The sequence below is a fragment of the Corynebacterium sp. p3-SID1194 genome, assembly GCF_025144155.1.
In the GTDB taxonomy this organism is placed as follows: domain Bacteria; phylum Actinomycetota; class Actinomycetes; order Mycobacteriales; family Mycobacteriaceae; genus Corynebacterium.
Genome location: NZ_JALXWY010000001.1, coordinates 197,247 through 223,814, shown reverse-complemented (window position 1 = coordinate 223,814; position 26,568 = coordinate 197,247). Strand labels below are relative to the sequence as shown.

The window sequence follows — 26,568 nt, the reverse complement described above, 5'->3', positions numbered from 1 at the left end:
TCCGCTACCAGCCGCGCTCTGCGAGACGGTGCGGCGCCGGCAGGTCCGCGACATTGATGCCAACCATGGCTTCGCCTAGGCCGCGCGAGGCCTCAGTGACCGCAGCGATATCGTCGTAGTTCTTCGTGGCGGCTACGACGGCGGCCGCGCGCTCGGCGGGCTTGCGGGACTTGAAGATGCCGGAGCCCACGAAAACGCCGTCCGCGCCGAGCTGCATCATCAACGCCGCATCTGCCGGAGTGGCCACGCCACCTGCGGCGAACAGCGGCACCGGAAGTCGGCCATGTTCCTCGACCCACGCGACCAGTTCGTACGGAGCCTGCAGCTCCTTCGCCGCAACATACAGCTCGTCGCGGTTACCGTTCCACAGCGCCTGCAACCCAGCGATCTCAGCGGTGATCGTGCGCAGGTGCTTCGTCGCCTCGGACACATCGCCCGTGCCAGCCTCACCCTTGGAGCGGATCATCGCCGCCCCCTCGTTGACGCGTCGCAACGCCTCCCCCAGGTTGGTCGCGCCACACACGAACGGCACGTCGAACGAACGCTTGTCAATACCCTTCTGGTCAACGTCACCTTCGAGCAGGTTGACGAGGAGCTCGAGGAGGCCGCAGCCGAGGCAGAGGAAGGCGGCGCCGAGGCTGGTGCCGACTCCGACGAGGCGAACCCGGACAACGTCGAGGTCGCCGACGGCGGCGAGGGCGACGAGGGCGCGTCCGAGTAAGCGCGTTTCGCTTCACGACGGCCGGCGGGAACGGTGTGCAACCGTAGCCCCCGGCCGTTTGCCGTTCTTGGAGCACAGTGCCACGGCGGCGCGAAGGATCAGTCCTGCGCGTCGAAGGTTTGCCGGTGCTGCTGAATATCGGCGAAGTTTGCCTCCACCCACGTGCGCAGCGCAACCATCGGTCCAATCAAACCACGGCCGAGCTCGGTGAGCTCGTACTCGACGCGCGGCGGTGATTCGGCGTAGGACTGTCGCGCAACAATGCCTTCGCGCTCTAGAGCGCGCAGTTGCTCAGTGAGCATTTTGGCGCTGATGCCACCAACCTCGCCCCGCAAATCGCCAAACCGCTGGGGCCCGTCTTGCAAACTGTTGACCACGAGCACTGTCCACTTGTTCGCAATGGTCGCCAACGCGGAACGCGAAGGGCAAGTGGCGAGCATGACGTCCCAGAGCTGCTCACAGGCTTGTTTCTCAGACACGGGCTCAGTGTATCGCCGGTCCTTGACATTCAATCCCCGGGCAGTATCATCCTCCATTAGTTACTTTTAGTAACTATCACATTTCCTGACTCTCCAAGGAGCCATCATGTCCTCTGCCCTCGATACCGTGAACACCTACTTCTCCAACCTCGCCGAAGGGCGCGTCCCCGAAGCGCTCGCCCTGCTCGCCGACGATGTCATCTGGCACCAACCCGGCGCGAACAAGTTTTCCGGCACGCACACCGGCCCCGATGCCGTCGCCTCCATCCTTGGCCAAATGGTCGAAAACACCAGTGGCACCTTCATCGTGGCACCAACTGGCCCCCCGATGGTCAACGAGGACCACGTCACCGTGCCACTTTCCTTTAGCGGCACCAAGGGCAACGAGTCGCTCGATCAACCCGGCATTGACCTGTTCATTGTCCGCGACGGCAGGATCGCCGAGGTGTACCTGTTCTCTTCCGACCCGGACGCGGAAGACCGGTTCTGGGGCAACTAAGCGTCGGTGTCTACACTGGCTGGCGTGAGCGACTCCCCCGTCTTGATCGTCGGCCTGTGCAACCCCGGCCCGCAATACGCATCCACCCGCCACAACGCCGGCGTGGTGGTGGACACCGAGGTGCTGCAGAATCTGCGCTTCGACGGTGTGTCCGATGCGTGCCTTCGCCATATTCGAATCGCCCACAATGACGTGCATGCGGCGGAACCGGCTGGAATCGCCGTGCGGCTCGTCGCGGGTATTGATGATCGGCCGCGGTTCAGCGTTGTCTCCAGCGAAACCTCCTGGAAGAAATAGTCCGCGCGCTGCGAGATTTGGAAGCCGTCCTCTTCCCCTTCCTCTCCGATGCCGACGCGCCCGGCGCCTGCGAAGATCTGCCGGGTGACGAAGAACGGGATGAGCCCCGCCGCGATCTGCTCAAACGGAGTATCCCGCGAGTACTGGTAGTTCTCGTGCGATCCGTACGAGGCACCCTTTCCGTCGACGTTGTTCTTATAGAACTTCAGCGGCGGGCACGGGTCGTGGCCCTCGAGCACGCTGACGCCCTCGTTATACAGCTGCGCCACACGCTCCGCCGCCTGGCGCAAGATGAGGTCCCCCGCCGCGTCGTACACCATCGCGCTGTACGCGTCCGCGACCTCCGGCGAGGAGTATTCCGGGTGCGCGTGGTCCACATAGAACCGCGCCCCGTTGGACGTGACCACATTCGCCACCCCGATCGCGTTCGGCGCGACGACCGGGACCGTCTGGTAGCGCTTCAAATCGAAACCGCGACTGTCTTTGAGAGGGTGCTCGGCCTGGTAATCCCAGCGAGCGCGGGCCGCCGTATTCATCGCCGCATACGCCACCACCGCATGCGTCGAGCTCACGATCGGGCTCAACGCCAGATCGTCCGGCGTGGTGATCCCGTATTCCGTCTCCGTGCCCATGAAACGCGTCATGGGACGCAAGCCTAGCGGGTCAAATGCTCCAAGGCTGCAGGACTCCCGCCGGCGATGATGACGTCCGACGGCTCCAGCACCGTGCCTGGTTTCAACGGATGAAAATCACCGTCGATGCCGCGCACCGCAATGACTTGCGCGCCTTCCTCGCGCCACAGTGCGTCGAGATCAACCGGCACGCCGACCAATGCCTGAGGAGCACTCATGCTCGTCACCGAATACCCCGGGGCGATCTCCGCGAACTCCCGGAACTGCCCGCCGAGCAAGTGCGCAACGCGCCTGCCTGTGTCACGCTCCGGGTGCACAACATGGTGCACACCCAGCTGCTTCAAGATGCGTCCGTGCGATTCCGAATCCGCCTTCGCCCACACATCCGGCACACCCGCCTCAATCAAGTTCGATGCCGTGAGGATAGACGACTCCAAATTCGTGCCCACAGCCAAGACGACATGCTTGATGTCCGCCAAGCCTAGCTGCTCCAATGCTTCCGGATCCGTCGCATCCGCGACAACGGCGTCCGTGAGTCGGGAAGCATGCTCTTTCACCAGCTTGGGATCGAGATCGATACCGAGGACCTCCACACCGTTGGCCGTGAGCTCCGAAGCTAGAGAGACTCCGAACCGGCCGAGTCCGATCACCATGACCGGCGTGATGTTCATGTGGGACCATTTCGGCTTAGATCCGCGGAATGATTTAACCAATGAAAGGCCTTTCTTCGGGGTAACTGAACCGGCGGTTGATCGTATTCGATGCCAATGCAGCTATGAGAGTAACGGAACCAATGCGCCCTAAGTACATGAGAAGACACAGAACCACCTGCGACGGTGCTGACAACGACGCCGTAATTCCTGTTGAAAGCCCCGCTGTGCCGAATGCAGAGAAGACTTCGAATGCAATCTCGTCGCCCGTGAACTGAGGGTCGAAAACCCGCAGCGCCCCCACTCCCGCCGTGACGACAGCGGTGCCCGCAAAAGCCAACGCCAACGCTTGCCTCCCGACGGCTTCTGGTAGCGTCCGTTTGCCCGCGGTGGTCTCCTCGCGACCTTTGAACTCCGACGCCATCGCCGCGACAAGCACCGCAGCCGTTGTCACCTTGATGCCGCCTGCTGTGCCAGCTGAACCTCCGCCGATGAACATCAGCAGATCTGTCCCCATGAGGGTGATCGGATGTGCATCGCCATAATCAACTGAGTTGAAGCCGGCGGTACGCGGCGACGCACCCAAGAAGAACGCGTTGAGAAGCTTCTGCCACACCGGCATGTCCCCGAGCAGACCGTTCCATTCCGCTAGGGCGACGAACACCATGCCTCCAGCGAGCAGCACAGCGGTAGCCACGAACGTCATTCGCGCCGTCAACGACATTGTCCGAGCCCGCGACGTGCGGTGCCGTACCCGCGAGGCCACTTCAGCCCACACCGGGTAGCCAATGCCGCCGCCGATCAGGGCAGCCGCAATGGGCAACAGAATCCACGCGTCCGCCACGAACGGCACCATGTTTTCATTCTCCGTGCTGAATCCGGCGTTGTTGAACGCCGAAATCGCATGAAAAACACCTTCCCACACAGCTCGGCCAAAAGAGTGGTGATACCCGAAAAAGAACCGCAGGGTCAGCACCACCGCGATCATGGCCTCGGCGGACAACGTGAACAGCAGCGTGAAGATGAGTGTCCGGCGCACCCCGCCGGCGGCCATGGGTCGGCCTTCCGCGGCTCCTGTGCGCCTGGCACGAAGACTCACCTTTCCGGTGACCACCATGCCGGACAGGGAGGCCAGCGACATGATGCCCAAACCGCCCAACTGGATGAGCAGCAAAATAACGGCTTGGCCGAAAGGCTTCCAGTAGGTCCCGGTGTCTTCGACGATCAAGCCTGTCAGCGAGACAGCGGATGTGGCCGTAAAGAATGCATCAAGGAACGGTGTCCACTCGTCGCCGACGGCCGAAACCGGAAGCATGAGAACTCCGGTTCCGAGGAGGATGAGCAGGAGGAAACCAGCGACGGTGAGCCGTGCTGGGCTTAAAAGCCCGTTAAGGGGCGCTTGATTCACGGGTGCCAACAATACACAGCATCATCGCCGTTCCCCGCTTTTCCACGCACACCGTGGGATTTACCAGCCGCGCTCTGCGAGACGGTGCGGCGCCGGGAGATCAGCGACGTTAATGCCGACCATGGCTTCACCCAGGCCGCGCGAAGCCTCCGCGACTACCGCGATATCGCCGTAGTTCTTCGTCGCCTTCACGACGGCGGCCGCGCGCTCAGCTGGCTTGCCAGACTTGAAGATGCCGGAGCCGACGAACACGCCGTCCGCTCCCAGCTGCATCATCAGCGCGGCATCCGCCGGAGTGGCCACTCCGCCGGCGACGAACAGCGGCACCGGAAGACGGCCGTGCTCTGCGACCCACGCGACCAATTCGTACGGCGCTTGAAGTTCCTTGGCGGCGACGTACAGCTCGTCGCGGTTGCCGTTCCACTTCGCCTGCAGGCCGGCGATCTCGGCGGTGATCGTGCGAAGGTGTTTCGTCGCCTCCGACACATCGCCCGTGCCGGCCTCACCCTTGGAGCGGATCATCGCCGCCCCTTCGTTAATGCGGCGCAAAGCCTCTCCCAGATTCGTCGCACCGCACACGAATGGCACATCGAACGCCTTCTTGTCGATGTGGTTGACGTAGTCTGCCGGGCTCAGGACCTCTGACTCATCCACATAGTGGACACCCAGGTGCTGCAGAACCTGCGCCTCAACCGTGTGTCCGATGCGCGCCTTTGCCATCACAGGCACATCCACCGCGGACAAGATCCCCTCGATCAAGTCCGGATCGGACATGCGCGCGACACCGCCCTGCGCACGGATATCAGCGGGAACACGCTCGAGCGCCATCACAGCGACGGCGCCAGCATCGGCTGCGATTGTCGCCTGCTCCGGCGTCACCACATCCATGATCACCCCGCCGCGGAACGAATCAGTCAATTCAGTCTTGGACATATCAGTTGTAAACGTCATGCGCCCCAGCATCGCCCGCCGACTGGTAGATTCCAAGAGCCAGCAGTTCGCTATTTTATTGGACCAGTTGCATTGCTTATCGACGTCACCCGCTCCCTCCCCATCCCCCTCACCACCCAAGTGGCAGCCTCAATCCGGTCCGCCATCTCCTCTGGTGCACTCCGCCCCGGCGACGAGGTTCCATCGACCCGCGTGCTCGCCCGCCAAGCAGGCGTGTCCCGTGGCACCATCGTCACGGCCTATGACCAGCTCATTAGCGAGGGCTACCTCACCGCCACGCAGGGAGCGCCGACGCGAGTGAACCCGTCGTTGCCTAATACTGATTCGCGCTCCGCGCAGCCAGCCCCGACGCCGCACACCAAACCGATTCCCCGCCCGCCACGCAGCTCCACGTCGGTGATCTCTCTAAAACCCTCCTCCGGGCATGCCGGAGCCATCCGCCCTGCGGCGTGGCGGCAGGCGTGGCGCGAAGCAGCCGCGGACCCCGCCGTCGTGACGGAACCGACAGGTCAACAACAGCTGCGCCAAGCGATCGCGGAACATCTGCGAATGGGGCGGGGGTTGAACGTCGATAAGCGTGATGTCGTGGTAACGGGCGGAACCCGCGAAGGCCTCGTCCTCGTGCTTACTGCAGTGGCGGGCGGGAACCGCTTGCGCGTCGGCGTGGAAGATCCCGGCCACCCGGGGCTACGCAACGTCATTCCACTAACGGGGCACACATCAGTGCCATGCCCTGTCGACGACGCCGGCGTGAATGTCGATGCACTGCCGAACGACCTCGACGTACTGCTGGTCACCCCGTCCTACCAGTACCCGCTTGGCGCATCGATGCCCGCTACGCGACGGCGCGCCCTCCTCGACTGGGCCGCCGAAACTGACACGGTCATCATCGAAGACGATTTCAACGCCGAACTGCGCTACCGCACCTCCCCCGTCCCGCCGCTCGCAGCCCTGCAGACTAGCGCGCATGTGGTCACGTTGGGCACATTTTCAACCCTGCTTACTAGGTCTGTCGCTGCCGGCTACGTGGCTTCGACGTCGCCCCTGGCGGAGGACGTTCGCCGCACCCGCGCGGTCATGGGCATGCCCGTCGCCGCAGTCACGCAGCTGGCCATCGCCCACTTGCTGCGCAACGGGCATGTGCGCCGCAACACGAAAGCAGTGCACAATCGCCTCGCTAAACGCCGGGAGATTGTCGCTGCTGAGATCATCCCGCAGCTCACGCGGCACGGCGCCACGGTCACCGAGATGGCTGAATCTAACGGCGTCGACCTCGCCGTCACCTTTCCGAGCCCCTCCGCTCGCGATACCTTTGCACGCCAACTGGCGGACCAAGGCATAGAAAGTGGCCGCCTCGACGCCCTGTGGTCAGGACGCGATGACGGCCTTGTCGTGAGCTTCGCTCACCTCAGCGAATCTGACTTCCGCACAGTGCTGGAGGTGATGCGAAGCGGCAGTTCGACTTAGAACGGGAGCTTGCCACCCTGGGACTGCAGGAAGTTGAAGATGCCGGCGAGCAGTGCCAGGCCAGCCAGGCCGCCGAAGACACCGCCGATGATCTTCTTCTGCTTGTCGTCGAGGGAGGAACCCTCGCCGTCCTTGCCGGTGCTGCTGCCCTCGCCGTCCTTGCCGGTGCTGCTGCCCTCGCCGTCCTTGCCGGTGCTGCTGCCCTCGCCGTCCTTGACGCCATCGGAGGACAGGTCGGACAGGCTGGACTTGGAATCTGGAGCGGGGGCCTCCGCTGGGTCACCCTCCGCAGCGAACGCCTGCGGCGCGACAGCGAGGGATGCGGTCAGCAGACCTGCGGCAATACCAGTGCTGATCTTAGTAAGCTTCATTGCTATCTCCTTCTAGTATCCCGGGCGCTTTCCGGGGTTCATGTGCAATTTCAGCGTCGCGGCTCCGTAATGCCGTCGACTTGCCACGCAATGTTAGGGAGAAGAAACAGTGTTGTCTACGAATATATCGTTGATTTCCGTAGGAACGTTCTGGCAATTCACTGGCTACAGCACTTCAGCTGCGACAACACGCTTTCCTGTTCGGCCAGTAATTCGGGCCCATTCGTCCGGATTTGAGACATTCGGCATGTCTTCGCTTTCATCCTGCTCGGCGCGCACAGCCGCGCGGAGGTGCTCCACTGTCACGCCGCGGCCACGCCCATCGATCTCGTCTTTGATCGCGAGCTTCTTCGCGCGGTCGACAATATTCGCGATCATCGCGCCCGACACGAAATCCGCATAATGCAGGGTCTCTTCCGAGCCATCCACCAGCGTGAGTTTCACGAAGGGGCGGGGGGCAAAGAGCTTATCGACGGCAGCGTCGATAAGCATCTCCGTGCTGTCCTCACTTGGGACGCTGTCGGTGAGGTAACGGGCGAAGATTTCTTTTGCCTCCGCGCGATCTGGGCGGTCGATGCGGATTTTGATGTCCAGGCGCCCGGGGCGCAGAATCGCTGGGTCGATGAGCTCTTCGCGATTCGTCGCGCCGATCACGATGACATTCGCGATGTCCTCGACGCCGTCGATCTCGGTGAGCAACTGCGGCACCACCGTCGTCTCCATGTCGGAGGAGACACCCGAGCCACGCGTGCGGAAAATCGACTCCATCTCGTCGAAGAAGATGATCACCGGGCGCCCCTCCCCTGCAAGCTCGCGGGCGCGCTCGAAGATGAGGCGGATCCGGCGCTCCGTCTCGCCGACGTATTTATTGAGCAGCTCCGGGCCTTTGACGTTAAGGAAGTGCGCCGCACCTCCGTCCCCGATCCGCGACGACAGCGAATTGGCCACCGCCTTCGCGATCAACGTCTTGCCGCAGCCCGGCGGACCGTACAACAGCACGCCTTTCGGGGGCTTCAAGTCGTAGGTCTTGTACAAATCCGGATGTGTGAACGGCAGCTCCACCGAATCGCGGATCGTCTCGATCTGGGTGCGCAGACCGCCAATATCGTCGTAGGTGACATCCGGGATTTCCTCGAGGGAGAGTTGGTTGACCTCCGTCTTCGGAATCCGCTCGAAGGCATATCCTGCCTTGGCATCGATCAGAAGCGTGTCGCCCGCGCGGGCTTTCTCTTGCAGCTTCTGCGTCAGGTGAACGACCTGCTCGGCGCCCTGCATGTCCGCGACGATCGCGCGATCGTGCCCGATCCGCTCCGATAACGTCGCCAGCTGTCCCGTCGTGGAGTACCCGCACGCCTCCACGACCACCGAGCCCTCGCCGAGGCGGACTAGCCCTCCCGGAGTCAGCGTTCCCGGCTCCACCGACGGCGACACATGAAGACGCATGCGGCGGCCGGAAGTGAACACCTCCGCCTCCGTGCCGCGACGCGCCGGGCCAAGGTAGATGCCGTACGTCGACGCTGGGTCGCCCAGTGCCTCCACCTGAGCATTGAGATCCTTCAGCTTGTCCCGCGACGACTTCAGCAGCTCGGCAAGTTGCTTATTACGGGCGGACAGTGCGCGGTTCTGGGCCTTCAGCTCGGCCGGATCGGGGTGGGTCATGCCTTCCGAGCTTATCGACGAGCCCGGCGCTGCGGCCGCGGCGGGGTCACCCCGTCGGCAAGCCTGCGCGTCCAGACCAAGAATGCGGTGTGCGCGTTCATGCGGTGCTCCGGGCGCGTGGCCAGCCCCTCAACTTTCCACTCGCGCAGCAGCGTCTCCCACGAACGCGGCTCAGTGAAGCATTTCGCCTCGCGAATCGTCTCGACGATATTCATCAGTTGAGGCACCGTCGTCACGTACGTCATGAACACACCTCCGGGGATGAGCACGTCTTTGACCGTGTCGATGAACTGCCACGGCTCCACCATGTCGAGAATGACGCGGTCCACTGGCCCACCGAGCTCTTCTGCGGTGATCTCCCCGAAATCCCCCAGCTTCGGAGTCCACCATTCAGGTGCACCGCCGAAATAATCGGCGACGTTGTCGCGGGCGAACGCCAGGTGGTCATCGCGGATCTCATAAGAGAACACGTGCCCCGTCGGACCGACCGCGCGCAGCAGCGACATCGTCAACGCGCCCGAACCAGCTCCCGCTTCGAGGACGCGCGCACCCATGAAGATATCACCCTCCACGAGCACCTGCCCGGCGTCCTTCGGGTAGATCACAGCAGCGCCGCGCGGCATCGAAAGGACGTGGTCCACGAGCAGATGACGGAAACAGAGGAAATCTGCACCCAAAGTCGACTTGACCACCGTTCCCTCATCCGCACCGATGATGTCGTCGTGGTTGACGATCCCTTTATGCGAGTGGAACTGCCCCCCTGGTGTGAGCTCAATTGTGAAGTGCCGTCGCTTCGCATCCGTCAGCTGGACTTTATCGCCGGGTTGGAACGGTCCGGAGTACATCGCTCTCCTTCTATGAGCTTTGGAACGGTGGTGTGTGGTGGAGCGGGTCTACACAGGTTTACGCGCCAGCAAAGTATGCCGTAAGCGCGTCGGTGAGCCATAGTTGGTCCTGGATTCCGACGAGTTCGCGTGCTGAGTGCATCGACAGCAGAGGAACACCGACGTCGACAGTCGGGATTCCGAGTCGCGTCGCAGAGATCGGCCCGATAGTCGAGCCGCACGGTACGGCGTTGTGCCCGACAAAGGTCTGCACTGGCACGTCGGCAGCCCGGCAAGCACGGATCCACGCTGCTTCTGTCGCGGCATCGGAGGCGTAGCGCTGGCTAGCGTTGATCTTCAGAACTGGGCCCCGATTCATCAGCGGACGGTGCGTCGGGTCGTGCTTTCCCGGGTAATTTGGGTGAACAGCGTGCGCGGCGTCCGCAGACACGAGCAAGGAATTCGCAAAGATCTCGAGCGGATCAGCACCGAGGGAGTCCGCGATCTTACCGCAGACACGCTCGAGAAGCGGACCGCCAGCTCCCGTTGTGGATGCCGACCCGACCTCTTCGTGGTTGAACGCAGCGAGCACCAGCACGTCTTCCGCGTCGTCTTTCGCCGCCAGCATTGCCTGCAGAGACGCGTGCACACTACTCAGATTGTCCATGCGCCCGGCGGCGAGAGTATCCCCGAGTACCTCGGGACGCTGCGTGTCAGCAGAAACGAGTTCGTGCGCAACGATGTCGGTCCCTTGTACCTCAGCTCCATCGGCCCCAGTCACACCGTCGGCCCGGAGCTGCTCCGCGAGAATTTCGCGCACCGGCCGGTCCACCCCCATGACGGGCTGCATGTGCACCTGTCGGTCGATCTCCGGCATGTCGCCACGGTAAAGATGAATCGCCAGATTAGGGACGCGGGCGATGGGAGGGGTGGCAACGGTGTGGGTGGAGCCGTCGATAAGCGCTACTCGCCCTGCGAACCGCAACTCGCGGTCGAACCACGAGCTGAGGATCGGCCCGCCGTAGACCTCGACCGCGAGCTGGCGGAACCCTTCGCGCACCACGTCCGGGTCGGGCTTGAGCATGAGCCCCGGCGAATCCGTGTGCGAGCCGATGATGCGCATACGCGGGCGCGGGTTTTCCGGGATCCACCACGCGATGACAGCACCACCCTGCACGAGCACATGGCCGCCAGGCTCAGTACCCGCGTCCTCGCTAAAGCCCGCCGCGACAAGGGCGTCGCGCACATTTTCCGCCCCGTGGAACGCGCTCGGGCTCGCCGCCAGGAACTCTGCGAAATCGCTGATCTGCATGCTTCCTACTCTAGGATGTAGTCCGATATGACTCCACGACCGCTCGCCCTGTCCCCCTCCCGCGCCAACGACTACCAGCAATGCCCGCTGAAATACCGCCTGCGCGCGATCGACCGCATCCCCGAACCGAAAACAGAGGCGCAGGTCAAAGGCACGCTCGTCCACGCCGTCCTCGAGACAATGCACGCATGGCCGCGCGAGAAGCGCACCTTCCCCGCCGCGGTCAAGCAGATCAAGCCAGCGTGGGCGCAGCTTATCGACGACGACCCCTCCGTCACCGACCCCATCCCCGACGAACACAAACTGTTTGTGGACGCCCGTGATCTCCTCCGCGGCTATTTCCACATGGAAAACCCCTTGGGTTTCGACTCGCACGAGCAGGAAATGTACGTCGACACCGTCCTGCCCAACGGCGTGCCTGTGCGCGGCTTCATCGACCGCGTCGACATCGCGCCCACCGGGGAAATCCGTGTCGTCGACTACAAGACCGGCAAGAAACCCCTGCCCCGCTACTCCGCTGAAGCGCAGTTCCAGATGCGGTTCTACGCGCTTGTGTACTGGCGTTTATTCGGCACCATCCCGCACCAGCTACGCCTGATGTACTTGAAGGTGATGGACTCGATGTTCCTCGCCCCGTCCCGCGAGGAACTCGAGTACTTCGAGCGCGACTTAGGCGACCTCTGGAGCAAAATCGAGGCCGACGGTCGCAGCGGCAACTTCCGCCCGAAGACCTCCAAGCTCTGCAACTGGTGCGCCTTCCAGAAGCTGTGCCCCGCCTTCGACGGCACACCGCCGCCGTACCCGGGGTGGCCTGGATCCACCGCCGACGTTTCCGGCAGTGCAGCCGAGCCCACCGGCGGGGATGCAGGCGCTACCAGCGGCGTCGAGGAGCCGCCCGCGGGCGTGCACCCGACTGACTAGCGCTAGAACAGGCCGCTGATCGTACCGTCTGTGTCGACGTCGATGTTGTTGGCGGCGGGCACCTTGGGAAGGCCCGGCATGGTCATGACGTCGCCGGTAAGCACCACGACAAAGCCAGCTCCCGTGCGCGGCAGGAGGCGCTGCACGTGCAGGGTATGGCCCTCCGGTGCGCCAAGTGCGGTCGGGTCATCGGAGAAGGAGTACTGCGTCTTCGAGATGCACACCGGCAGGGTGTCCCAGCCGTTGTCCTTGAGCATCTGCAGGTCGCGCTGGGCTGCTGCGGAGTACTGGATGTCCTCGGCGCGGTAGATCTCGCGGGCGATCGTCTCGATAGACGCCTCGGTGCCCGCAGCCGGGTCGTACAGCGGCTTTGAACCACCGGAGTCGAGGGAGTCCACGAGGGTTTGCGCGAGAGCGGTCGCGCCGTCGCCGCCTTTCGCCCATACATCGGCTTCCTCCAATGCGACGCCGAATTCAGCAGCCCACGAACGCATGAATTCGCGCTCGGCGTCGGTGTCGGAGGTGAACAGATTCAGCGCCACGACCGGCTCGACACCGAATTTGCGGACATTTTCCACGTGGCGTTCCAAGTTGACGATGCCGGAGCGGAGGGCGTCGAGGTTTTCGTCGTTAAGCTGTTGCTTCGGTACGCCGCCGTTGTACTTGAAGGAGCGGATCGTGGCGACGATGACGGCGCCTGCGACGTCGAGTTCGCCGTAGCGCGCCTTGATGTCGAAGAATTTTTCCGCGCCCAGGTCCGAGCCGAAACCGGCCTCAGTGAGCACGATGTCGGCGCATTTGCGCGCTGTTTGCGTGGCGACGAGCGTGTTGCACCCGTGCGCGATATTCGCGAACGGACCGCCGTGAATGAACGCCGGGGTGCCGCCGAGTGTCTGCACGAGGTTCGGGTTGATCGCATCCTTGAGCAGCGCCGCCATAGCGCCCTCGGCGTTGAGGTCGCCCGCAGTGACCGGCTCCTTGTCGTAGCTGAGACCGACGGTGATGCGCGCGAGACGCTCCTTCAGGTCAGCCAAGTCAGTCGCCAGACCGAGAATAGCCATGATCTCGCTGGCGGCGGTGATGGTGAAACCGGTCTCAGCAGGCGATCCGCTGCCGGGGCCGCCCAGCCCGGTCACCACGTTGCGCAAGCTGCGGTCGTTGACGTCGAGGCAGCGCTGCCAGGTGACGCGGCGGGCGTCGATACGCAATTCGTTGCCGTGCTGAATGTGGTTGTCGACGATCGCCGCGAGCGTATTGTTCGCGCTCGTAATCGCGTGGAAGTCGCCCGTGAAGTGGAGGTTGATATTCTCCATGGGCACGACCTGCGCGTATCCGCCTCCTGCGGCGCCGCCCTTGATGCCCATGACCGGGCCGAGCGACGGCTCGCGCAGCGCCACGGCCGCGTTGCGGCCCATCTTCGTCAGCGCGTCGGTGAGCCCGATGAGGACCGTCGACTTGCCTTCCCCCGCCGGCGTCGGCGAGACACCCGTGACGAGCACGAGCTTGCCCTCCGGCGCGCCGTCCAACGTGGTCACGTCGATCTTGGCCATTGAGCGGCCGTACGGGATCAGCGCGTCGTCGGGAACACCCGCCTTCGCCGCGATATCCGCGATCGGTTCGAGCGTGTGCGCCTGGGCGATTTCAACGTCAGTTTTCGGTTGCGTCATGCCTTCCAGCCTAGGCCAGACCGCACTCGGAATTCCGCTAGATCAGCACCGCACCGAAGCCGTACGCGAGCAGGACCGACAAGGCGATGCAGATGACACCCGGGACGATGAAGGGGTGATCGAAAACATACTTGCCGATGCGCGTCGAGCCCGTGTCGTCCATCTCGACTGCGGCGAGCAGCGTGGGGTATGTCGGCAGCACGAACAGCGCGGACACTGCCGGGAACGCGGCTACCGCAGTGAGCGGGCTGACGCCGATCGCGAGAGCCGCCGGCATGAGCGCCTTTGCCGTCGCGGCCTGCGAGTACAGCAGCGACGCCGCGAAGAACAGCACCACCGCCAGCAGCCACGGCTGCGACTCAAGCACAGTGCCCGAAATATTCTGGATGTCCTCGATGTAGTGGTTGATGAACGTCGTGCCCAGCCAGGCGACACCGAGCACGCACACGCACGCAGACATGCCCGAACGGAACACCTGCGTGCCGAGGATCTCCGCCGACGGGATCTTCGTCACGATCACGATGATCGTGGCGGCCGCCAGCATGATCGCCATGATCGCCTCGTTGCGCGGGATCGTGGGATCAGCAATCAGGCCGACCTGCTCCGAGATCAGCGTCGCGTAGATCATCACCACGACGATCGAGAGCAAAAAGATGCTTACCGACGTCTTCGCCGCCCTCGTCGGCGCATACCCTCCCTCGGATGCCGGCGGGCGCACCAGCCCATCTGCCATGCGCTTTTGGTACACAGGATCGTCGGCGAGGTCTTTGCCCATGCGGTTGGCGATCCAGGCGGTCGGGAAGATCGCGAGGAATGTCGCCGGAATCATGACCCCGAGGAGCTGAAGGTAGCCGACGCCGAGGGGCTCGAGGATGCTCGCCAGGAAGACCACAGCCGCGGAGATCGGCGACGCCACGATAGCCATCTGGGAGGCGATGACGGCCACCGACAGCGGACGCGAGGGCCGGACTTTGCCTTCCTTGGCCACCTCGACGATCACCGGCAGCGTCGAGAACGCCGTGTGGCCGGTTCCGGCGAAAACCGTCATCATCCAGGTGACGATCGGCGCGTACAGCGTGATGCGCTTCGGGTCCCTGCGGAGGAATTTCTCCGCCAAGTACACGAGGTAGTCCATTCCGCCGGCGAGCTGCATCGCCGAAATAGCGGCAATCACGCACATGATGATGCCGATGACGTCGAACGGAATGTCTTCCGCCGTCACCGACATCCCTGTCAGACCGAGCAGAAGGACACCGAGGCCACCCGCGAAACCGATCGCGATTGAGCCATAACGCGCGCCGAGCACGATCGCGCCGAAAAGAATGATGAGTTGGAGAACCAACAACATGATGTGAGCCTTTCAGTCACGCTCCCGGCTGCCGGAACAAGTGAAATGAGCGTGACGAACTCGTGGTGGCAGCCGCATCTGTCGTCCAGTATCAAACGCAAAGAACCGCCCAGCCAAGCAGGCGGGGCGGTTTTGTGCCCGATTGTGTCCGGATTAACAGATTAAGAGCGGACACCTATGCCAGAAAAGGCGGTTACCCGATTAATCGAGGTAGAGCTTTCCGCGGAATTCCGGGTGCATCAGGTTTTCCTTGGAGAGGATCTGGTCGAGGGTTTCTTCGTCGAGAAGCTCTTTTTCGAGCACGAGCTCGCGGACGCCCTTGCCCGTCGCTGCTGCTTCCTTGCCGATCAAATCGCCGTTGTGGTGGCCGATGAACGGGTTGAGGTAGGTGATGATGCCGATGGAATTGTCCACGTAGCCTTGGCACACGTCTTCATTGGCGGTGATGCCCACGACGCACTTCTCGCGGAGCGTCTTCGCCGCGTTGTGCAGCAGCTCGATCGAACCGAACAGGCTGCGTGCGATGACCGGCTCCATGACGTTGAGCTGCAGCTGGCCGGACTCGGCAGCCATGGAGACCGTGACGTCGTTGCCGAAGACCTTGAAGCACACCTGGTTGACGACCTCCGGGATCACCGGGTTCACCTTTGCCGGCATGATCGACGAGCCAGCCTGGCGTTCCGGAAGGTTGATCTCGTTCAGGCCGGCGCGCGGGCCGGACGACAGCAGACGCAGGTCGTTACACGTCTTGGACAGCTTCATCGCTGCGCGCTTGAGCGCCGAGTGCGCCATGACGTAGCTACCGGTGTCGGAGGTCGCCTCGATCAGGTCCGGGGAGGTCGAAATCGGCAGGCCCGTGACCTCGCGCAGCGCCGCGATTACCTGGTCGCGGTAGCCGCCCGGGGTGTTCACGCCAGTGCCGATCGCGGTAGCGCCGAGGTTCACCTCGAGCAGATCCGCCGCTGCCTGCTGAAGCTTGTCCTGCTCCTCAGCGAGGTTGGCGCCGAACGCCGTGAACTCCTGGCCCAGCGTCATCGGGACAGCATCCTGCAGCTGGGTGCGACCCATCTTGAGGATGTCGCCGAATTCGTCGCCCTTCGCGCGGAACGCCTTTTGCAGCTCGTCGAGTTCAGCGATGAGCGTCTGCATCGAGTGGTACAGGCCCAGGCGGAACCCGGTCGGGTACGCGTCGTTAGTGGACTGCGACATATTGACATCATCGTTCGGGTTGATGACGTCGTAGCTGCCCTTCTCCTTGCCGATGATCTCCAGTGCAAGGTTGGCCACGACCTCGTTGGTGTTCATGTTCACCGACGTGCCCGCGCCGCCCTGGTAAGCGTCGGTCGGGAACTGGTCCATGCAGGCGCCCTCGTCGAGGATCTTGTCGCATGCGGCGATGATCGCGTCAGCCTTGTCCTTCGGCAGGGTGTGCAGACGGCGGTTCGCCATCGCAGCAGCCTTCTTCACCATGACCATGCCGCGCACGAAATCCGGGTAGTCCTGGATCTTTGCGGACGAGATCTGGAAGTTATCGATCGCGCGCATCGTGTGCACGCCGTAGTACTTATCCTCCGGAACCTCAACGGTGCCGAGCAGGTCTTCTTCTGTTCTGTAACCCATAGGCTCCAGTGTAGAGAAGAATTAGATTCGCGCGATTTGCAACTCCGTAGCAAGGATTGCCTCAGCGCCAGCGGCGGCGAGACTGTCCATCAGTTGGTTCGCTTCCTTCCGCGGCACCATCGCACGGACGGCGACCCAGTTGTCGCGCTGCAGCGGAGAGACCGTCGCGCCGGTCAGCCCCGGGGTGATCGCCACAGTTTCGTCCAGATTGTCGCGCGACACGTTGTAATCGAGCATCACGAAATTGTGCGCCGTGAGAATTCCGCGGATGCGCGAGAGCACCACCTCGTCGTCGGCAGTAAGCTCACGGGCTTTTTGCTTGACGACGACCGCCTCACTCTCCACAATCGCCTCCCCGAACGGCTTCAAACCTTGCTGGCGGAGTGTTGCACCAGTTGAAACCACATCAGCGATCGCATCTGCCACACCGAGCTTGATGGAGATCTCCACCGCGCCGTCCAGGCGGATCACCTCCGTATTGATGCCGCGCGCGGAAAGGTAATCGGCGGCGAGGTGGGGGTAGCTCGTCGCTAAGCGTTTGCCCTCGAGGTCCTCGATTGTCCACGTCTCTCCTGCTGGCGCCGCGAAACGAAACGTCGAGCCGCCGAAACCGAGCTCGAGCACCTCCTCGACAGCCGCCCGCGAATCGAGCGCGAGATCCCGCCCCGTGATGCCGAGATCCAAGTGCCCCGCCGCAACATAGATCGCGATGTCCTTCGGCCGCAGGAAGAAGAACTCGACGTTATTCGCCTCGTCGACGATATTCAGCGCCTTGCTCTGCCCGCGCCCCTTATACCCGGCCTCCTTGAGAATCCCGGTGGCAGCTTCCGACAACGAACCCTTGTTAGGAACAGCGATCTTGATCATGGTGCGTGGATCTCCTAAAAATCGTGGGCGTTCTAGAGGTACTTGTAAATGTCGTCGGGAGTCAGACCCCGCTGAACCATCATGACCTGCGTCCAGTACATGAGCTGGCTCATCTCTTCTGCCAGCTCCTCATCCGACTGGTACTCCGCAGCGATCCACACCTCGCCAGCTTCCTCGATGATCTTCTTGCCGATGAAATGCGGCCCCTTATTCAGCGCCTCCACCGTGCCCGAACCTTCCGGCCGCTCATCTGCCTTAGTGGACAGTTCCGCAAAAAGATCATCGAAATTCTTCACGCAGATCACTCTAACCCATCTGCTGGGTGTGCCGGCCGTGTTTCATTCGTCCTCTCGCAGGTCGCTTCGGTTGGGTGCTGCGAAATTCGTCGGTGGTCGGCTCCGCGCGCGCCGGTGAGGTGGCTCGCCGGCGAGCCGATTGCTTGGCCTACACCGATCCGCGGGCAAGGCGGGCGTGTTCGAACCATTCCGCGACGTCTCCGGCCTTGGCGCCGACGAAACGCGCAGGATCGAAGGGCTGCACCCCGTCCGGGACAGCGTCGGGCGCAGCGAGTCCCAGGACAACGCACCCGGCAGCGGCTGCGGCGGACATTCCGGCCCACGAGTCCTCGAAGACAAGGCAGTCGGCAGGGTCGGCACCGACGGTCTCTGCGGCTTTGAGGTACATGTCGGGCGCTGGCTTCGGATTGGGTACCTCGTCGCCGGTGATCGAACCGTTGAACAGGGCGCGCCCGACAGCGTCGATGCACCGGTCGGCAAGTTCGCGTTCAGTGTTGGTGGTCACGAGCATCGGCATGCCGGAAGCGTGAAGCGACGACAACAGCTCGCGGACGCCGGGATTAGGAACCAGCTGGCCAGCGAATAGTTCTGACATGCGCCCGAACATCCAGGAGCGGTGGTGGTCGTAATCCAACTGGGCGACGGACAAACCAGCCCATTCCGCACACACGCGCAGCGTGTTCGGGAAGCTTCCGCCGACGGTTTCTTCGCGCTTTTCGGTGCTCAAGCGGCGACCGAGGCGTTCGGAAAGCTCGTACGTCGCAATGCCCCACAGCGGCTCGGTGTCCACCATCGTGCCGTCCATGTCCCAGAAGACGGCACGCGGGCCACGGCTAGTCAAGCTCAGGAAGGGAGTTGAGTGCTTCGTCGTCCGCACCCGTCGCGGCAGCGGCGCGGTACGAAAGCTCCTGCAGCTCAGTCTTTTCCTCGGGCTCGAGCACAGCATCGGCGTGCTTGGCGTTGAAGTCGTGCAGGCTGTTGAAGAACGGATCGACCACGGACAAAAGCTTGTCGGAGTCCGGGTCGTCTCCGATCAGCTCAAGGGCGTCGAGGTAGCCCTCGATCAGCTTCTTCAGATCGGGCAGGACTGCCGGGTCGAACGGCTCCTCCCACAGCTCTTTGTCTTCTTCTTTCAAATAGGAGCCGGTGGCGAAGGTGGTCAGGTCATCGATGAACTCATCGACGTCGGATTGGAACTGATCGCGAATGGTCATGTCCGCCATCATTCCCCAAGTTCAGCGGAGCTGCACGCCAAGCAACCCATCGAGCGCGTCGGCGATGATTCCGTCGTGGTCGCCGGGGGCGTCGTCGACGGTTTTCAGGGCGGTGACGGTGTCGAGGTCGTCGGCAAGCGCTGCGCGCAGCTTATCGACGACTCCCCTCGCCTCTTCCTCCCCCACTTCCCCGTCGAGCACCTCACGCCACCTGGCCAAACGCGCCTCCGCCTCATCGAGAATGCCGTAGGAGAAATCCCGGTCCTCACGGTAGTGACCAGCGAATACCGCGAGGCGGATCGCCGCTGGGTCGTGCCCGGCTTCGGAGAGCTTGTGAACGAAGACGAGGTTGCCGAGCGATTTCGACATTTTCACGCCGTCGAGAGCGATCATGCCCGTGTGGACGTAGTGGCCAGCCATGCGGTCGACACCGTACGTGGCTTCGGCGTGCGCCGCTGAGAATTCGTGGTGCGGAAACGCAAGGTCGCTGCCGCCGCCCTGAATCGAAAACGTCGTGCCGAGACGGTTCGTCGCGATCGCCGAACACTCGATGTGCCAGCCCGGCCGACCTGCACCGAACGGCGCGTCCCACGCCGGTTCCCCGTCCCGGTGGCCGCGCCACAGTAGCGCATCGAGGGGGTCGCGTTTGCCCTGTCGATCTGGGTCGCCGCCGCGTTCGGCGAAGAATGTCTCCATCGTCGCCCGGTCAAGGTTGGATTCATACCCGAACTGCGGGGTAGCTGTGATGGGGGCGTAGATGTCGGTGGCGCCGGAGGTGTCGTCGATAAGCGAATATGCGATGCCCTTGTCCAGCAGTACCTGGACCATCTCGACGACCTCGTCGACTGCTTCCATCGCGCCGATGTAGTCGCGCGGCGGGATGACCGAGAGGATCTCCATGTCGCTGCGGAACAGGTCGATCTGGCTCGTGCCGAGCTCACGCCAATCCACGCCGTCCCGTTCCGCCCGCTCGAACAGCGGGTCGTCGACGTCCGTGATGTTTTGCACGTAGCGGACCTCGTGGCCGTTCGCCAGCAGCTGGCGATACACGAGGTCGAACGTCAGGTACGTCGCCGCGTGCCCGAGGTGCGTCGAATCGTAAGGCGTAATGCCGCACACGTACATGCCGACTTCGCCGTCGCCCGTCTCGACGCGCTTAACTTCCCCATCCGCTGTGTCGTACAGCGCGAGCGGCACGGGTGTGCCAGCCACCGATGGGACCGCAGGATTAGGCCAAGAATGCATGCAGCCCACCCTACAACCCCAAAGCCTGGCCATGACGCCCGTCCTGCCGACGCCTGCTGAACACTACCTATCTTTGGGCGTGCGGAAGTGGCCGTGGGGTGTGGTGGCCCCTCGGCTATGTTCCGAACAGCAGGTGCATCGCACCGTATTGGTGTGTTCTGTTCGGTACTGGTGTTCCGCGCGGTGAAACCCATGTCGGTGTCCCATCGCGCACCTGTATTCGACCCCTGTTGTGTCTATCGGGGTCATCGTCGTTGGTGCGGTTGTGGTACCTGCACAACACCGACAGATTGTTCATGTTCGTCGGCCCACCCCGGGCCCACGGTTCGATGTGGTGGACCTCGCAGTTATCGGCAGCATGCCGGCAATCCGGCACCGGACAGGTGGTCAGCGTTGCCCGGGCAAGGTCGCGTTGTTTCTTATTAGCGAACCGCTTCGTGTTGTACAGGTTCACCGGACCTGCCTGCGGGTGGAAGAGTGCGACTTCCAAGTCGGACCCGTGGAACCGAGTCAGGTACTCCGCACCAGTCATCGTCGTGCCATCAGACAACCCCAGGATGGTGTCGTCGCCTTGGCCGCCGAGGACCTTGATGTAATCCGGAAGCGGGATCTGGACCAATGGGCGTGGCACAGCATCAGCGACAGCACCATCGTTGTGGAGCAGGTCGTGGAATGCCTCGTACATCTGCGGACCCTCAGGACGATTAGCATCGAGTTTTTGGCGCAGCGCGTACTCAAGAGCGGCGATATCCCGGGCATCACCAGTAGCGCTGAAGGTGCGTTTACCTTTCCGTTCCTTACCGAACCGGACCGACGACTCCGGTGCTGGTGTATCCACCTCAGGGACGATGTCTTTGGCGCGGCGCTTCAACGTCTCGTAATTCCCGCGCACCGACAACAACGCCAGGCGGATCTTCCACTTTTCTTTCTCGGTACCCAACTTGCGGACTTGCTGTTCGATGAACAGGATCTGGTCCAACGACTTTCCGGTTTCACGGGCGATGCGCACCGCGTGGGCTTGCTTGCGGGAGAACTTCGTGGGCCCGAAGTACACCTCGCGGGCTTTCTCGCCGTCAGCGGCCAGAGTCGATTTCATGCCGGCATCGACAACGGCCTGGCGGTTGAAACCAGCCAGGATATCCATTGGTCGCGCAGCAGCGGCGATAAACGCCTCGAAATCGTTCATGCCCCACACGCTAAACCGACCAACACAAACGCGAAACAGGCAACACAAAAACCTGTGGATAACTCAAAACTATCCACAAGAACACACGAACGAACACCTAAAAAGAACACTCACCACACAAACCAAAACACCTGTCTACAAGGGAAAACGTGGTGGTGTGGGAGACAGTGTGGCGTCGTCAAGCGAAATGCTTTTAAGCGTTCATGACACCTGTCGCGAGGAGAATGAGGACAATGATGCCCAACGGAATGCGGTAAGCGGCGAACCACGCGAACGAATGGTTGGAGACGAACTTCAGCAGCCACGCGATGGAGATATAGCCGAGCACGAAACCGATGACGGCACCGACGAGCAGTTGGATGCCGGTGGCGGATTGGCCGGCTTGGGGGGCGAAGGCGTCGGGAAGCGAGAAGAGCCCGGACGCGAGCACCGCCGGAATGGCGAGCAGGAAGCTGAAACGCGTAGCCACCTCGCGGTCGAGGCCGCGGAAGAGACCGCCCGAGATCGTGCCGCCGGAACGGGACACGCCGGGAATGAGCGCGAGGCACTGCCACAACCCCATAACGATGGCGTCTTTCATCGTCAGCTCGTCGTAGCCGCGAGTCTTGGAGCCGACGCGTTCTGCGAAGATGAACACGAAGGAGAACAAAATCAGCACTGTCGCGGTGATCCAGAGGTTGCGGAAGTTCTCGCGGATCAAGTCCTTGAGCAGGACGCCGGCAAGCCCGACGGGAATGGTGCCGACGATGACCATCCATCCCATGCGGTAGTCGAAACCGCGTTTCGACGGGTTGAACAGCCCGGCGAACCAGCCGGAAAGGATCTGCCAGATCTCTTTGGCGAAGAAGACGAGCACCGCCAGCTCCGTGCCGAGCTGAATGACGGCGGTGAAGCTCGCGCCGGCGTCCTGGCCCCAGAACAGTTCGGAGACGATTCGCAGGTGGCCGGAGGAGGACACCGGCAGGAATTCGGTCAGGCCCTGCACGATGGACAAGACGATGACCTGCATCCAGGACATGGTTTCGGTGGTTGCTTCAATCACGGACGACACCCTACCGCCGGAGGGGCTGGAGAAAGAAGCACGACGCGGTGGTGCGGGGTGCGGTTGATAAACTTAGGTTCGTGAAAAATCGCCGTTCGCTGACAATATTCGTCGCTTCGTCCGCTGCTTCTGCGCTTCTGCTCGCGGGGTGCTCGCAGCCGCCGGGAGTGCCGCAAGAGGCCCCAGAGATGGGTAACGCGGAGCCGGCCCAGTCACCGCCGGCAGGCGACGTGGAGGGAGAGAAGGTCGATTTCCCGGCGGTGGAGGACCTGGAGATCACGAACGGCACGATCGGCGTGCGCGCGGACGGGCAGTTGCGTCTCGGCACGCTCGAAGAGATCAAGGCTGGCGGCGGCGCCACGCACCAGGTCGACGACACGTGCGGGGATGTCACGGCGAACGAGGGTGCGTTCGTGACGGTGTGCGGCGGAACGGTCCGCGTTTTCGAGGGCGCGGAGGAGCGTTCATTCACACCCTCGGAGCAGGTCACGGTTGCTGCACCGCTTTCCGACGGACGCGTCGTCGCCGGTTCCGACCAGACCGCCGAAGTGTGGGTTTTCGATTCCGACGGCAACCGGGTGGACAGAATGCCGGTGGCGAAAACGTCGGATTTCGTGCTGGCAGGCGCGGACAAAGTCGTGCGCTTGAACCGCTTCGACACGACGATTCAGGATGTCCAGCTGAACAAGAGCCGCCAGGGCGGCACATTGCGCGTCGGGCTCGGCGTGGGCCAAGCGAAATTCGGCGATGACGGGCTCGTGCTCGCCTCGGATGCAACGGGCGGGCAGCTGTTGGTCTACACCACTGATGAGGTCGTGCGGCTGCATCAGACGGTGCCGACGGATCCGCACCCCTGGGCGGTAGCGTGGGATTCAGCACAGCAGCTCGCGTGGATCACGTCGACGGAGAAGAACACGGCTACTGCTTTCGACATCTCAAAGGGCGTGCCGCGCGAGCAGCGGAAGGTGGGCACAGTCGCGGATGCGCAGCACATGATTTCGCTTGACGACGGCACCCTCCTCCTCGCCTCTGCCTCCGGCGACGGCCTGCAGATCGTTCCTCCAGAATCCGACAAAGACTGAGACAAGTAGGAGTTCTTTTCATGGGCGCGTACGACGCACTTCTCAAGGTCATGTTTCTTCTCCCGCCGGAGCGGATCCACGGGATCATCAGTGGTGCGCTCAGCACGCTGAATGAGGTGGCACCGGCGAACCGCACGATGGAGAAGGTAGTGCGGGTCCGCGATAAGCGCCTGGAGCAGGAGCTGTTCGGGGTGAGGTTCCCGGCGCCGCTGGGGTTGGCGGCGGGCTTCGATAAGAATGCCACTGCGGTCGATGCGTGGGGTGCGGTGGGCTTCGGCTACGCGGAGCTGGGCACTGTCACTCCCCGCCCCCAGCCGGGCAATCCGGCACCGCGCCTGTTCCGCCTGCCGGAGGACAAGGCGATTTTGAACCGCATGGGCTTCAACAACGACGGCGCACTGAAGGTGGCAAGGAACCTGGAGCGGAAGAAGTCGGGCGATGTGGTGGGCATCAACATCGGCAAGAACAAAACCTCCGACGATGCCGTCCGCGATTACCGCACCGGCGCGAGCCTGCTCGGCCCGCTGGCGGACTACGTCGTGGTCAATGTCTCCTCCCCTAACACTCCCGGCTTGCGAGATCTGCAGGCGATCGAAGAACTCCGCCCGATTCTCACTGCCGTCCAGGAGGCGACGGACACACCAGTTCTGGTGAAGATCGCGCCGGACTTGAGTGACGAAGACATCGACGCTGTCGCGGATCTCGCCCTCGAGCTCGGCTTGGCTGGCATCGTCGCCACGAACACGACGATCAGCCGCGAAGGGCTTATCACAGACGCCACGCGTGTCGAGGAGATGGGTGCCGGCGGTATCTCGGGTGCACCGCTCAATGACCGCTCCTTGGAGGTGCTCAAGCGTCTCCGCTCGCGAGTCGGCGACCGACTGGTACTCATCAGTGTGGGCGGCATTTCAACCCCGGAGCAGGCCTGGGAGCGCATCGCCGCCGGCGCGAGCCTGCTGCAGGGCTACACCCCGTTCATCTACGGCGGGCTGGGGTGGATCCGCCGAATTCACCGCGGTCTAGCTGAACAGGTAGAAGCGCACGGATTGGAAAATATCGGGGCGGCCGTCGGATCGGGCCTCACCTGGAAACATTAAATCTTGTAAGCGTATTCGTTTACTCCTTCGGGCAACGTCGCGCATGGACTCCACACGTCAATGGTGATGATCGGCAGGTCATCCGATCTATCGAGCACGGAAATAATGGCCTGATAGCCCTCAGGGCTCGTCTGCATCGTGCGTTCGGGCCGGTCGTTGGTGGGGATATCTTTCTCGTCCCACCCGAGGCCGCGCAGATGCGCAGTGAGTTTATCCACCAGCGCCTGGCCGTCGACACCTTCGTTGATGCGAACCGCCGAGCCTCCCGGATAGTTGAACAAACCTTCCTCGTCCCCGCACCGCATCGGCTTGCCGATAACCTCCCCGGGCAGTGGTAGCTTGTCTGGCGATTTGTCCTCCTCGGGAATCAGTGCAGCCAGCTCGTTTTGGATGCGCACCGACTCTTCCTTGGCTTCCTCGATGGTGATGGGGTCCTGTACTTCTACTTCGTCGTCACCGGATGGTCCGAAAAGCTGAGCACACCCGGTGAGCGTCATGGCGGACGCGCACGCCAGCGAAAATAGCGTCCCGCGCATCCCCTTAGTTCTCATCCCAGCCCCAGACGATAGCGCGGCCAAGCGAGTGGAAGTTCAGGTTGAAGCCGAGCTGAGTCGGGTTGGCGACACCATCAGCCGGCAGCTCCGTGTCCACAGCGTGCACGGCAAAAAGGTAACGGTGCGGGCCGTGGCCCTGCGGCGGGTTAGAACCGTAGTAGCCCTGCACCCCGGAATCGCCGGTGAGGACGACGGCACCGACACCGAGGCCCTCCTTGGAGCCGGCGTCTGTGGGCAGCTCGGTGACGTCGACGGGAATATTGAACGCGGCCCAGTGCCAGAAGCCTGATGCGGTCGGCGCATCGGGGTCGAAACACGTCACTGCGATGGACTTGGTTCCCTCCGGCAGGTCGGACCAGGACAGCTGCGGGGAGACTCCGTCGTCGCCGGTCTGGGCGTCGGGAAGCTTCTCTCCGTCAACCAGGTCGGTGGAGGTGACGGGAAACGACGGGACGTCGACAAGCGGTGCATACGGGTCTGGGCCGGGGAAACGATCGGAAACATACGAAACAGTCATGTCTCCTTTGTACCGGGGTCTTGCCGTTGACGTGGCGATTTGCTGGACGCGTGGGCCACGACCTATAGTTCTACGAGTGCCCAGCCGCAAGGCTGAAACACCCAAAGCCCGGGTGGCGGAATGGCAGACGCGCTAGCTTGAGGTGCTAGTGTCCTATTAACGGACGTGGGGGTTCAAGTCCCCCCTCGGGCACGATGTGTTGTCTCGAGACATAGTTCCGGTTATGTCTCGGGACTTCTTTTATTTTTGTTGCCCGGGTTGGGGTTGAGTTCGTTGTCTTTTTGGTTGTAGTAGATCTTTTCGTCGGTGAGTGTGTAGGCGGCGATTTGTGCCCCGGTGGTGATGAGTTTGATGTCGACGTGGTTGTCGACGCAGATCATTGTGATGGGTTCGCCGCCCCATCTACGGCCGATATAGGCCTTTGGAGCGTGGTTCGAGTGCCTCGTATCCGCCTTCTCGGTGGCGTTGTTGCAGGGTTCGGATCCAGCGGGTGGTCACGCCGAAATGCTCTGCGGCTTCGGCTTGGCTCATGCCGGTGATTTCCATGGTTTCGATGATGATTTTCGGTGCTGGTTTGTCTGCTTTCGTCATCGATTAAGCATGGCGGAACGATGTCTCGAGACATGGTTTTTCTCGTTCCCG

25 protein-coding genes, 1 tRNA gene and 5 pseudogenes are annotated in these 26,568 nt (G+C 62.7%); 7 read left to right on the top strand and 24 right to left on the bottom strand.

Annotated features, from left to right (window positions below; genetic code table 11):
• Positions 1–4: 4 nt before the first annotated feature.
• Positions 5–553 (bottom strand): annotated as a pseudogene (locus tag M3G19_RS01120) (pyridoxal 5'-phosphate synthase lyase subunit PdxS); the annotation flags it as partial.
• A gap of 266 nt (positions 554–819) precedes the next feature.
• Entirely contained in the window at positions 820–1,200 is a 381-nt protein-coding gene (locus M3G19_RS01110) for a winged helix-turn-helix transcriptional regulator (protein ID WP_396121724.1), read from the bottom strand.
• A 106-nt stretch (positions 1,201–1,306) separates the two neighbouring features.
• On the opposite strand from M3G19_RS01110, the gene M3G19_RS01105 reads away from it, so the two are divergent.
• Positions 1,307–1,699, top strand: coding sequence for a nuclear transport factor 2 family protein (locus M3G19_RS01105; RefSeq protein WP_259899989.1), 393 nt, complete (start codon positions 1,307–1,309; stop codon positions 1,697–1,699).
• 24 nt (positions 1,700–1,723) lie between these two features.
• Positions 1,724–1,849, top strand: a pseudogene (locus M3G19_RS01100) (aminoacyl-tRNA hydrolase); the annotation flags it as partial.
• Between the two features lie 176 nt (positions 1,850–2,025).
• Here M3G19_RS01100 and M3G19_RS01095 read toward each other — a convergent pair.
• The 4 genes and pseudogenes from M3G19_RS01095 to pdxS form a co-directional block, all read right to left on the bottom strand.
• A pseudogene (locus M3G19_RS01095) lies at positions 2,026–2,628 on the bottom strand (proteasome accessory factor PafA2 family protein); the annotation flags it as partial.
• A gap of 23 nt (positions 2,629–2,651) precedes the next feature.
• Complete coding sequence (locus M3G19_RS01090) at positions 2,652–3,299, bottom strand: TrkA family potassium uptake protein (protein ID WP_259899987.1); 648 nt, start codon at positions 3,297–3,299, stop codon at positions 2,652–2,654.
• A gap of 34 nt (positions 3,300–3,333) precedes the next feature.
• On the bottom strand, positions 3,334–4,593 hold the full coding sequence (locus M3G19_RS01085; RefSeq protein WP_396121729.1) for a TrkH family potassium uptake protein: 1,260 nt from the start codon (positions 4,591–4,593) through the stop codon (positions 3,334–3,336).
• A 153-nt stretch (positions 4,594–4,746) separates the two neighbouring features.
• A complete protein-coding gene (gene pdxS / locus M3G19_RS01080; RefSeq protein WP_396121728.1) occupies positions 4,747–5,646 on the bottom strand; it encodes a pyridoxal 5'-phosphate synthase lyase subunit PdxS in 900 nt (299 codons plus the stop codon).
• Between the two features lie 63 nt (positions 5,647–5,709).
• Between pdxS and M3G19_RS01075 the strand changes: the two genes are divergently transcribed.
• Entirely contained in the window at positions 5,710–7,104 is a 1,395-nt protein-coding gene (locus M3G19_RS01075) for a PLP-dependent aminotransferase family protein (protein WP_259899984.1), read from the top strand.
• Here the strand turns inward: M3G19_RS01075 and M3G19_RS01070 are convergent.
• The 4 genes from M3G19_RS01070 to M3G19_RS01055 form a co-directional block, all read right to left on the bottom strand.
• Complete coding sequence (locus M3G19_RS01070; RefSeq protein ID WP_259899982.1) at positions 7,101–7,475, bottom strand: hypothetical protein; 375 nt, start codon at positions 7,473–7,475, stop codon at positions 7,101–7,103. The genes M3G19_RS01075 and M3G19_RS01070 overlap by 4 nt on opposite strands.
• A gap of 165 nt (positions 7,476–7,640) precedes the next feature.
• Positions 7,641–9,134 (bottom strand): proteasome ATPase, encoded by a 1,494-nt coding sequence (gene arc, locus M3G19_RS01065; RefSeq protein ID WP_259899980.1) that lies wholly within the window; start codon positions 9,132–9,134, stop codon positions 7,641–7,643.
• Between the two features lie 11 nt (positions 9,135–9,145).
• Positions 9,146–9,979 carry a tRNA (adenine-N1)-methyltransferase gene (locus M3G19_RS01060; protein WP_259899978.1) on the bottom strand — a complete coding sequence of 278 codons (834 nt, stop codon included), beginning with the start codon at positions 9,977–9,979 and terminating at the stop codon, positions 9,146–9,148.
• Positions 9,980–10,037: 58 nt separating this feature from the next.
• Positions 10,038–11,270 carry a M18 family aminopeptidase gene (locus M3G19_RS01055; RefSeq protein ID WP_259899977.1) on the bottom strand — a complete coding sequence of 411 codons (1,233 nt, stop codon included), beginning with the start codon at positions 11,268–11,270 and terminating at the stop codon, positions 10,038–10,040.
• Between the two features lie 27 nt (positions 11,271–11,297).
• Here M3G19_RS01055 and M3G19_RS01050 point away from each other — a divergent pair, with 27 nt between their 5' ends.
• Positions 11,298–12,191: a RecB family exonuclease gene (locus M3G19_RS01050; RefSeq protein ID WP_259899976.1), complete on the top strand. Its 894-nt coding sequence runs from the start codon at positions 11,298–11,300 to the stop codon at positions 12,189–12,191.
• Between the two features lie 2 nt (positions 12,192–12,193).
• Here M3G19_RS01050 and M3G19_RS01045 read toward each other — a convergent pair whose 3' ends face one another.
• From M3G19_RS01045 to M3G19_RS01000, 10 genes are all read right to left on the bottom strand, one after another.
• Positions 12,194–13,858: a formate--tetrahydrofolate ligase gene (locus M3G19_RS01045; RefSeq protein ID WP_259899975.1), complete on the bottom strand. Its 1,665-nt coding sequence runs from the start codon at positions 13,856–13,858 to the stop codon at positions 12,194–12,196.
• Between the two features lie 37 nt (positions 13,859–13,895).
• A complete protein-coding gene (locus M3G19_RS01040) occupies positions 13,896–15,206 on the bottom strand; it encodes an anaerobic C4-dicarboxylate transporter (RefSeq protein WP_296148272.1) in 1,311 nt (436 codons plus the stop codon).
• A 201-nt stretch (positions 15,207–15,407) separates the two neighbouring features.
• Positions 15,408–16,826: an aspartate ammonia-lyase gene (gene aspA, locus M3G19_RS01035; RefSeq protein ID WP_210573316.1), complete on the bottom strand. Its 1,419-nt coding sequence runs from the start codon at positions 16,824–16,826 to the stop codon at positions 15,408–15,410.
• 21 nt (positions 16,827–16,847) lie between these two features.
• On the bottom strand, positions 16,848–17,693 hold the full coding sequence (hisG, locus tag M3G19_RS01030) for an ATP phosphoribosyltransferase (RefSeq protein WP_259899974.1): 846 nt from the start codon (positions 17,691–17,693) through the stop codon (positions 16,848–16,850).
• 32 nt (positions 17,694–17,725) lie between these two features.
• A complete protein-coding gene (locus M3G19_RS01025; protein WP_259899973.1) occupies positions 17,726–17,989 on the bottom strand; it encodes a phosphoribosyl-ATP diphosphatase in 264 nt (87 codons plus the stop codon).
• 148 nt (positions 17,990–18,137) lie between these two features.
• On the bottom strand, positions 18,138–18,830 hold the full coding sequence (locus M3G19_RS01020; protein ID WP_396121723.1) for an HAD family hydrolase: 693 nt from the start codon (positions 18,828–18,830) through the stop codon (positions 18,138–18,140).
• Positions 18,823–19,203 carry a hypothetical protein gene (locus M3G19_RS01015; RefSeq protein ID WP_210573321.1) on the bottom strand — a complete coding sequence of 127 codons (381 nt, stop codon included), beginning with the start codon at positions 19,201–19,203 and terminating at the stop codon, positions 18,823–18,825. The genes M3G19_RS01020 and M3G19_RS01015 overlap by 8 nt, the downstream gene beginning before the upstream one ends.
• Positions 19,204–19,224: 21 nt before the next feature.
• The gene (gene mshC / locus M3G19_RS01010) at positions 19,225–20,448 is read right to left on the bottom strand and encodes a cysteine--1-D-myo-inosityl 2-amino-2-deoxy-alpha-D-glucopyranoside ligase (RefSeq protein ID WP_259899972.1); all 1,224 of its coding nucleotides are present in this window, start codon (positions 20,446–20,448) and stop codon (positions 19,225–19,227) included.
• Between the two features lie 115 nt (positions 20,449–20,563).
• Positions 20,564–21,634, bottom strand: coding sequence for an HNH endonuclease signature motif containing protein (locus tag M3G19_RS01005; protein ID WP_259899971.1), 1,071 nt, complete (start codon positions 21,632–21,634; stop codon positions 20,564–20,566).
• Positions 21,635–21,827: 193 nt separating this feature from the next.
• Positions 21,828–22,652: an undecaprenyl-diphosphate phosphatase gene (locus M3G19_RS01000; RefSeq protein WP_210573533.1), complete on the bottom strand. Its 825-nt coding sequence runs from the start codon at positions 22,650–22,652 to the stop codon at positions 21,828–21,830.
• Positions 22,653–22,756: 104 nt separating this feature from the next.
• On the opposite strand from M3G19_RS01000, the gene M3G19_RS00995 reads away from it, so the two are divergent.
• The gene (locus M3G19_RS00995) at positions 22,757–23,758 is read left to right on the top strand and encodes a hypothetical protein (RefSeq protein ID WP_259899970.1); all 1,002 of its coding nucleotides are present in this window, start codon (positions 22,757–22,759) and stop codon (positions 23,756–23,758) included.
• A gap of 20 nt (positions 23,759–23,778) precedes the next feature.
• On the top strand, positions 23,779–24,855 hold the full coding sequence (locus tag M3G19_RS00990) for a quinone-dependent dihydroorotate dehydrogenase (RefSeq protein WP_259899967.1): 1,077 nt from the start codon (positions 23,779–23,781) through the stop codon (positions 24,853–24,855).
• Here M3G19_RS00990 and M3G19_RS00985 read toward each other — a convergent pair.
• Both M3G19_RS00985 and M3G19_RS00980 read right to left on the bottom strand, forming a co-directional pair.
• Positions 24,852–25,391, bottom strand: coding sequence for a hypothetical protein (locus M3G19_RS00985; protein WP_259899966.1), 540 nt, complete (start codon positions 25,389–25,391; stop codon positions 24,852–24,854). The two genes, M3G19_RS00990 and M3G19_RS00985, sit on opposite strands and share 4 nt — an antisense overlap.
• Positions 25,392–25,395: 4 nt before the next feature.
• On the bottom strand, positions 25,396–25,926 hold the full coding sequence (locus tag M3G19_RS00980; RefSeq protein ID WP_259899964.1) for a YbhB/YbcL family Raf kinase inhibitor-like protein: 531 nt from the start codon (positions 25,924–25,926) through the stop codon (positions 25,396–25,398).
• A 106-nt stretch (positions 25,927–26,032) separates the two neighbouring features.
• On the opposite strand from M3G19_RS00980, the gene M3G19_RS00975 reads away from it, so the two are divergent.
• Positions 26,033–26,118: transfer RNA gene (locus M3G19_RS00975), tRNA-Leu, on the top strand.
• 29 nt (positions 26,119–26,147) lie between these two features.
• Here M3G19_RS00975 and M3G19_RS00970 read toward each other — a convergent pair.
• Positions 26,148–26,345: pseudogene (locus M3G19_RS00970) on the bottom strand (IS481 family transposase); the annotation flags it as partial.
• 1 nt (position 26,346) lies between these two features.
• Positions 26,347–26,517 (bottom strand): annotated as a pseudogene (locus tag M3G19_RS11920) (helix-turn-helix domain-containing protein); the annotation flags it as partial.
• Positions 26,518–26,568: the final 51 nt, after the last annotated feature.

Bases quoted from the DNA above. Each gene is read 5' to 3' on its own strand.
- M3G19_RS01105 (WP_259899989.1), top strand. From the start codon at position 1,307: ATGTCCTCTGCCCTCGATACCGTGAACACCTACTTCTCCAACCTCGCC.
- M3G19_RS01090 (WP_259899987.1), bottom strand. From the start codon at position 3,299: ATGAACATCACGCCGGTCATGGTGATCGGACTCGGCCGGTTCGGAGTC.
- M3G19_RS01085 (WP_396121729.1), bottom strand. From the start codon at position 4,593: ATGCTTCCGGTTTCGGCCGTCGGCGACGAGTGGACACCGTTCCTTGAT.
- M3G19_RS01070 (WP_259899982.1), bottom strand. From the start codon at position 7,475: ATGAAGCTTACTAAGATCAGCACTGGTATTGCCGCAGGTCTGCTGACC.
- arc (WP_259899980.1), bottom strand. From the start codon at position 9,134: ATGACCCACCCCGATCCGGCCGAGCTGAAGGCCCAGAACCGCGCACTG.
- M3G19_RS01060 (WP_259899978.1), bottom strand. From the start codon at position 9,979: ATGTACTCCGGACCGTTCCAACCCGGCGATAAAGTCCAGCTGACGGAT.
- M3G19_RS01055 (WP_259899977.1), bottom strand. From the start codon at position 11,270: ATGCAGATCAGCGATTTCGCAGAGTTCCTGGCGGCGAGCCCGAGCGCG.
- M3G19_RS01050 (WP_259899976.1), top strand. From the start codon at position 11,298: ATGACTCCACGACCGCTCGCCCTGTCCCCCTCCCGCGCCAACGACTAC.
- M3G19_RS01045 (WP_259899975.1), bottom strand. From the start codon at position 13,858: ATGACGCAACCGAAAACTGACGTTGAAATCGCCCAGGCGCACACGCTC.
- M3G19_RS01040 (WP_296148272.1), bottom strand. From the start codon at position 15,206: ATGTTGTTGGTTCTCCAACTCATCATTCTTTTCGGCGCGATCGTGCTC.
- aspA (WP_210573316.1), bottom strand. From the start codon at position 16,826: ATGGGTTACAGAACAGAAGAAGACCTGCTCGGCACCGTTGAGGTTCCG.
- hisG (WP_259899974.1), bottom strand. From the start codon at position 17,693: ATGATCAAGATCGCTGTTCCTAACAAGGGTTCGTTGTCGGAAGCTGCC.
- M3G19_RS01015 (WP_210573321.1), bottom strand. From the start codon at position 19,203: ATGACCATTCGCGATCAGTTCCAATCCGACGTCGATGAGTTCATCGAT.
- mshC (WP_259899972.1), bottom strand. From the start codon at position 20,448: ATGCATTCTTGGCCTAATCCTGCGGTCCCATCGGTGGCTGGCACACCC.
- M3G19_RS01005 (WP_259899971.1), bottom strand. From the start codon at position 21,634: ATGAACGATTTCGAGGCGTTTATCGCCGCTGCTGCGCGACCAATGGAT.
- M3G19_RS01000 (WP_210573533.1), bottom strand. From the start codon at position 22,652: ATGTCCTGGATGCAGGTCATCGTCTTGTCCATCGTGCAGGGCCTGACC.
- M3G19_RS00990 (WP_259899967.1), top strand. From the start codon at position 23,779: ATGGGCGCGTACGACGCACTTCTCAAGGTCATGTTTCTTCTCCCGCCG.
- M3G19_RS00985 (WP_259899966.1), bottom strand. From the start codon at position 25,391: ATGCGCGGGACGCTATTTTCGCTGGCGTGCGCGTCCGCCATGACGCTC.
- M3G19_RS00980 (WP_259899964.1), bottom strand. From the start codon at position 25,926: ATGACTGTTTCGTATGTTTCCGATCGTTTCCCCGGCCCAGACCCGTAT.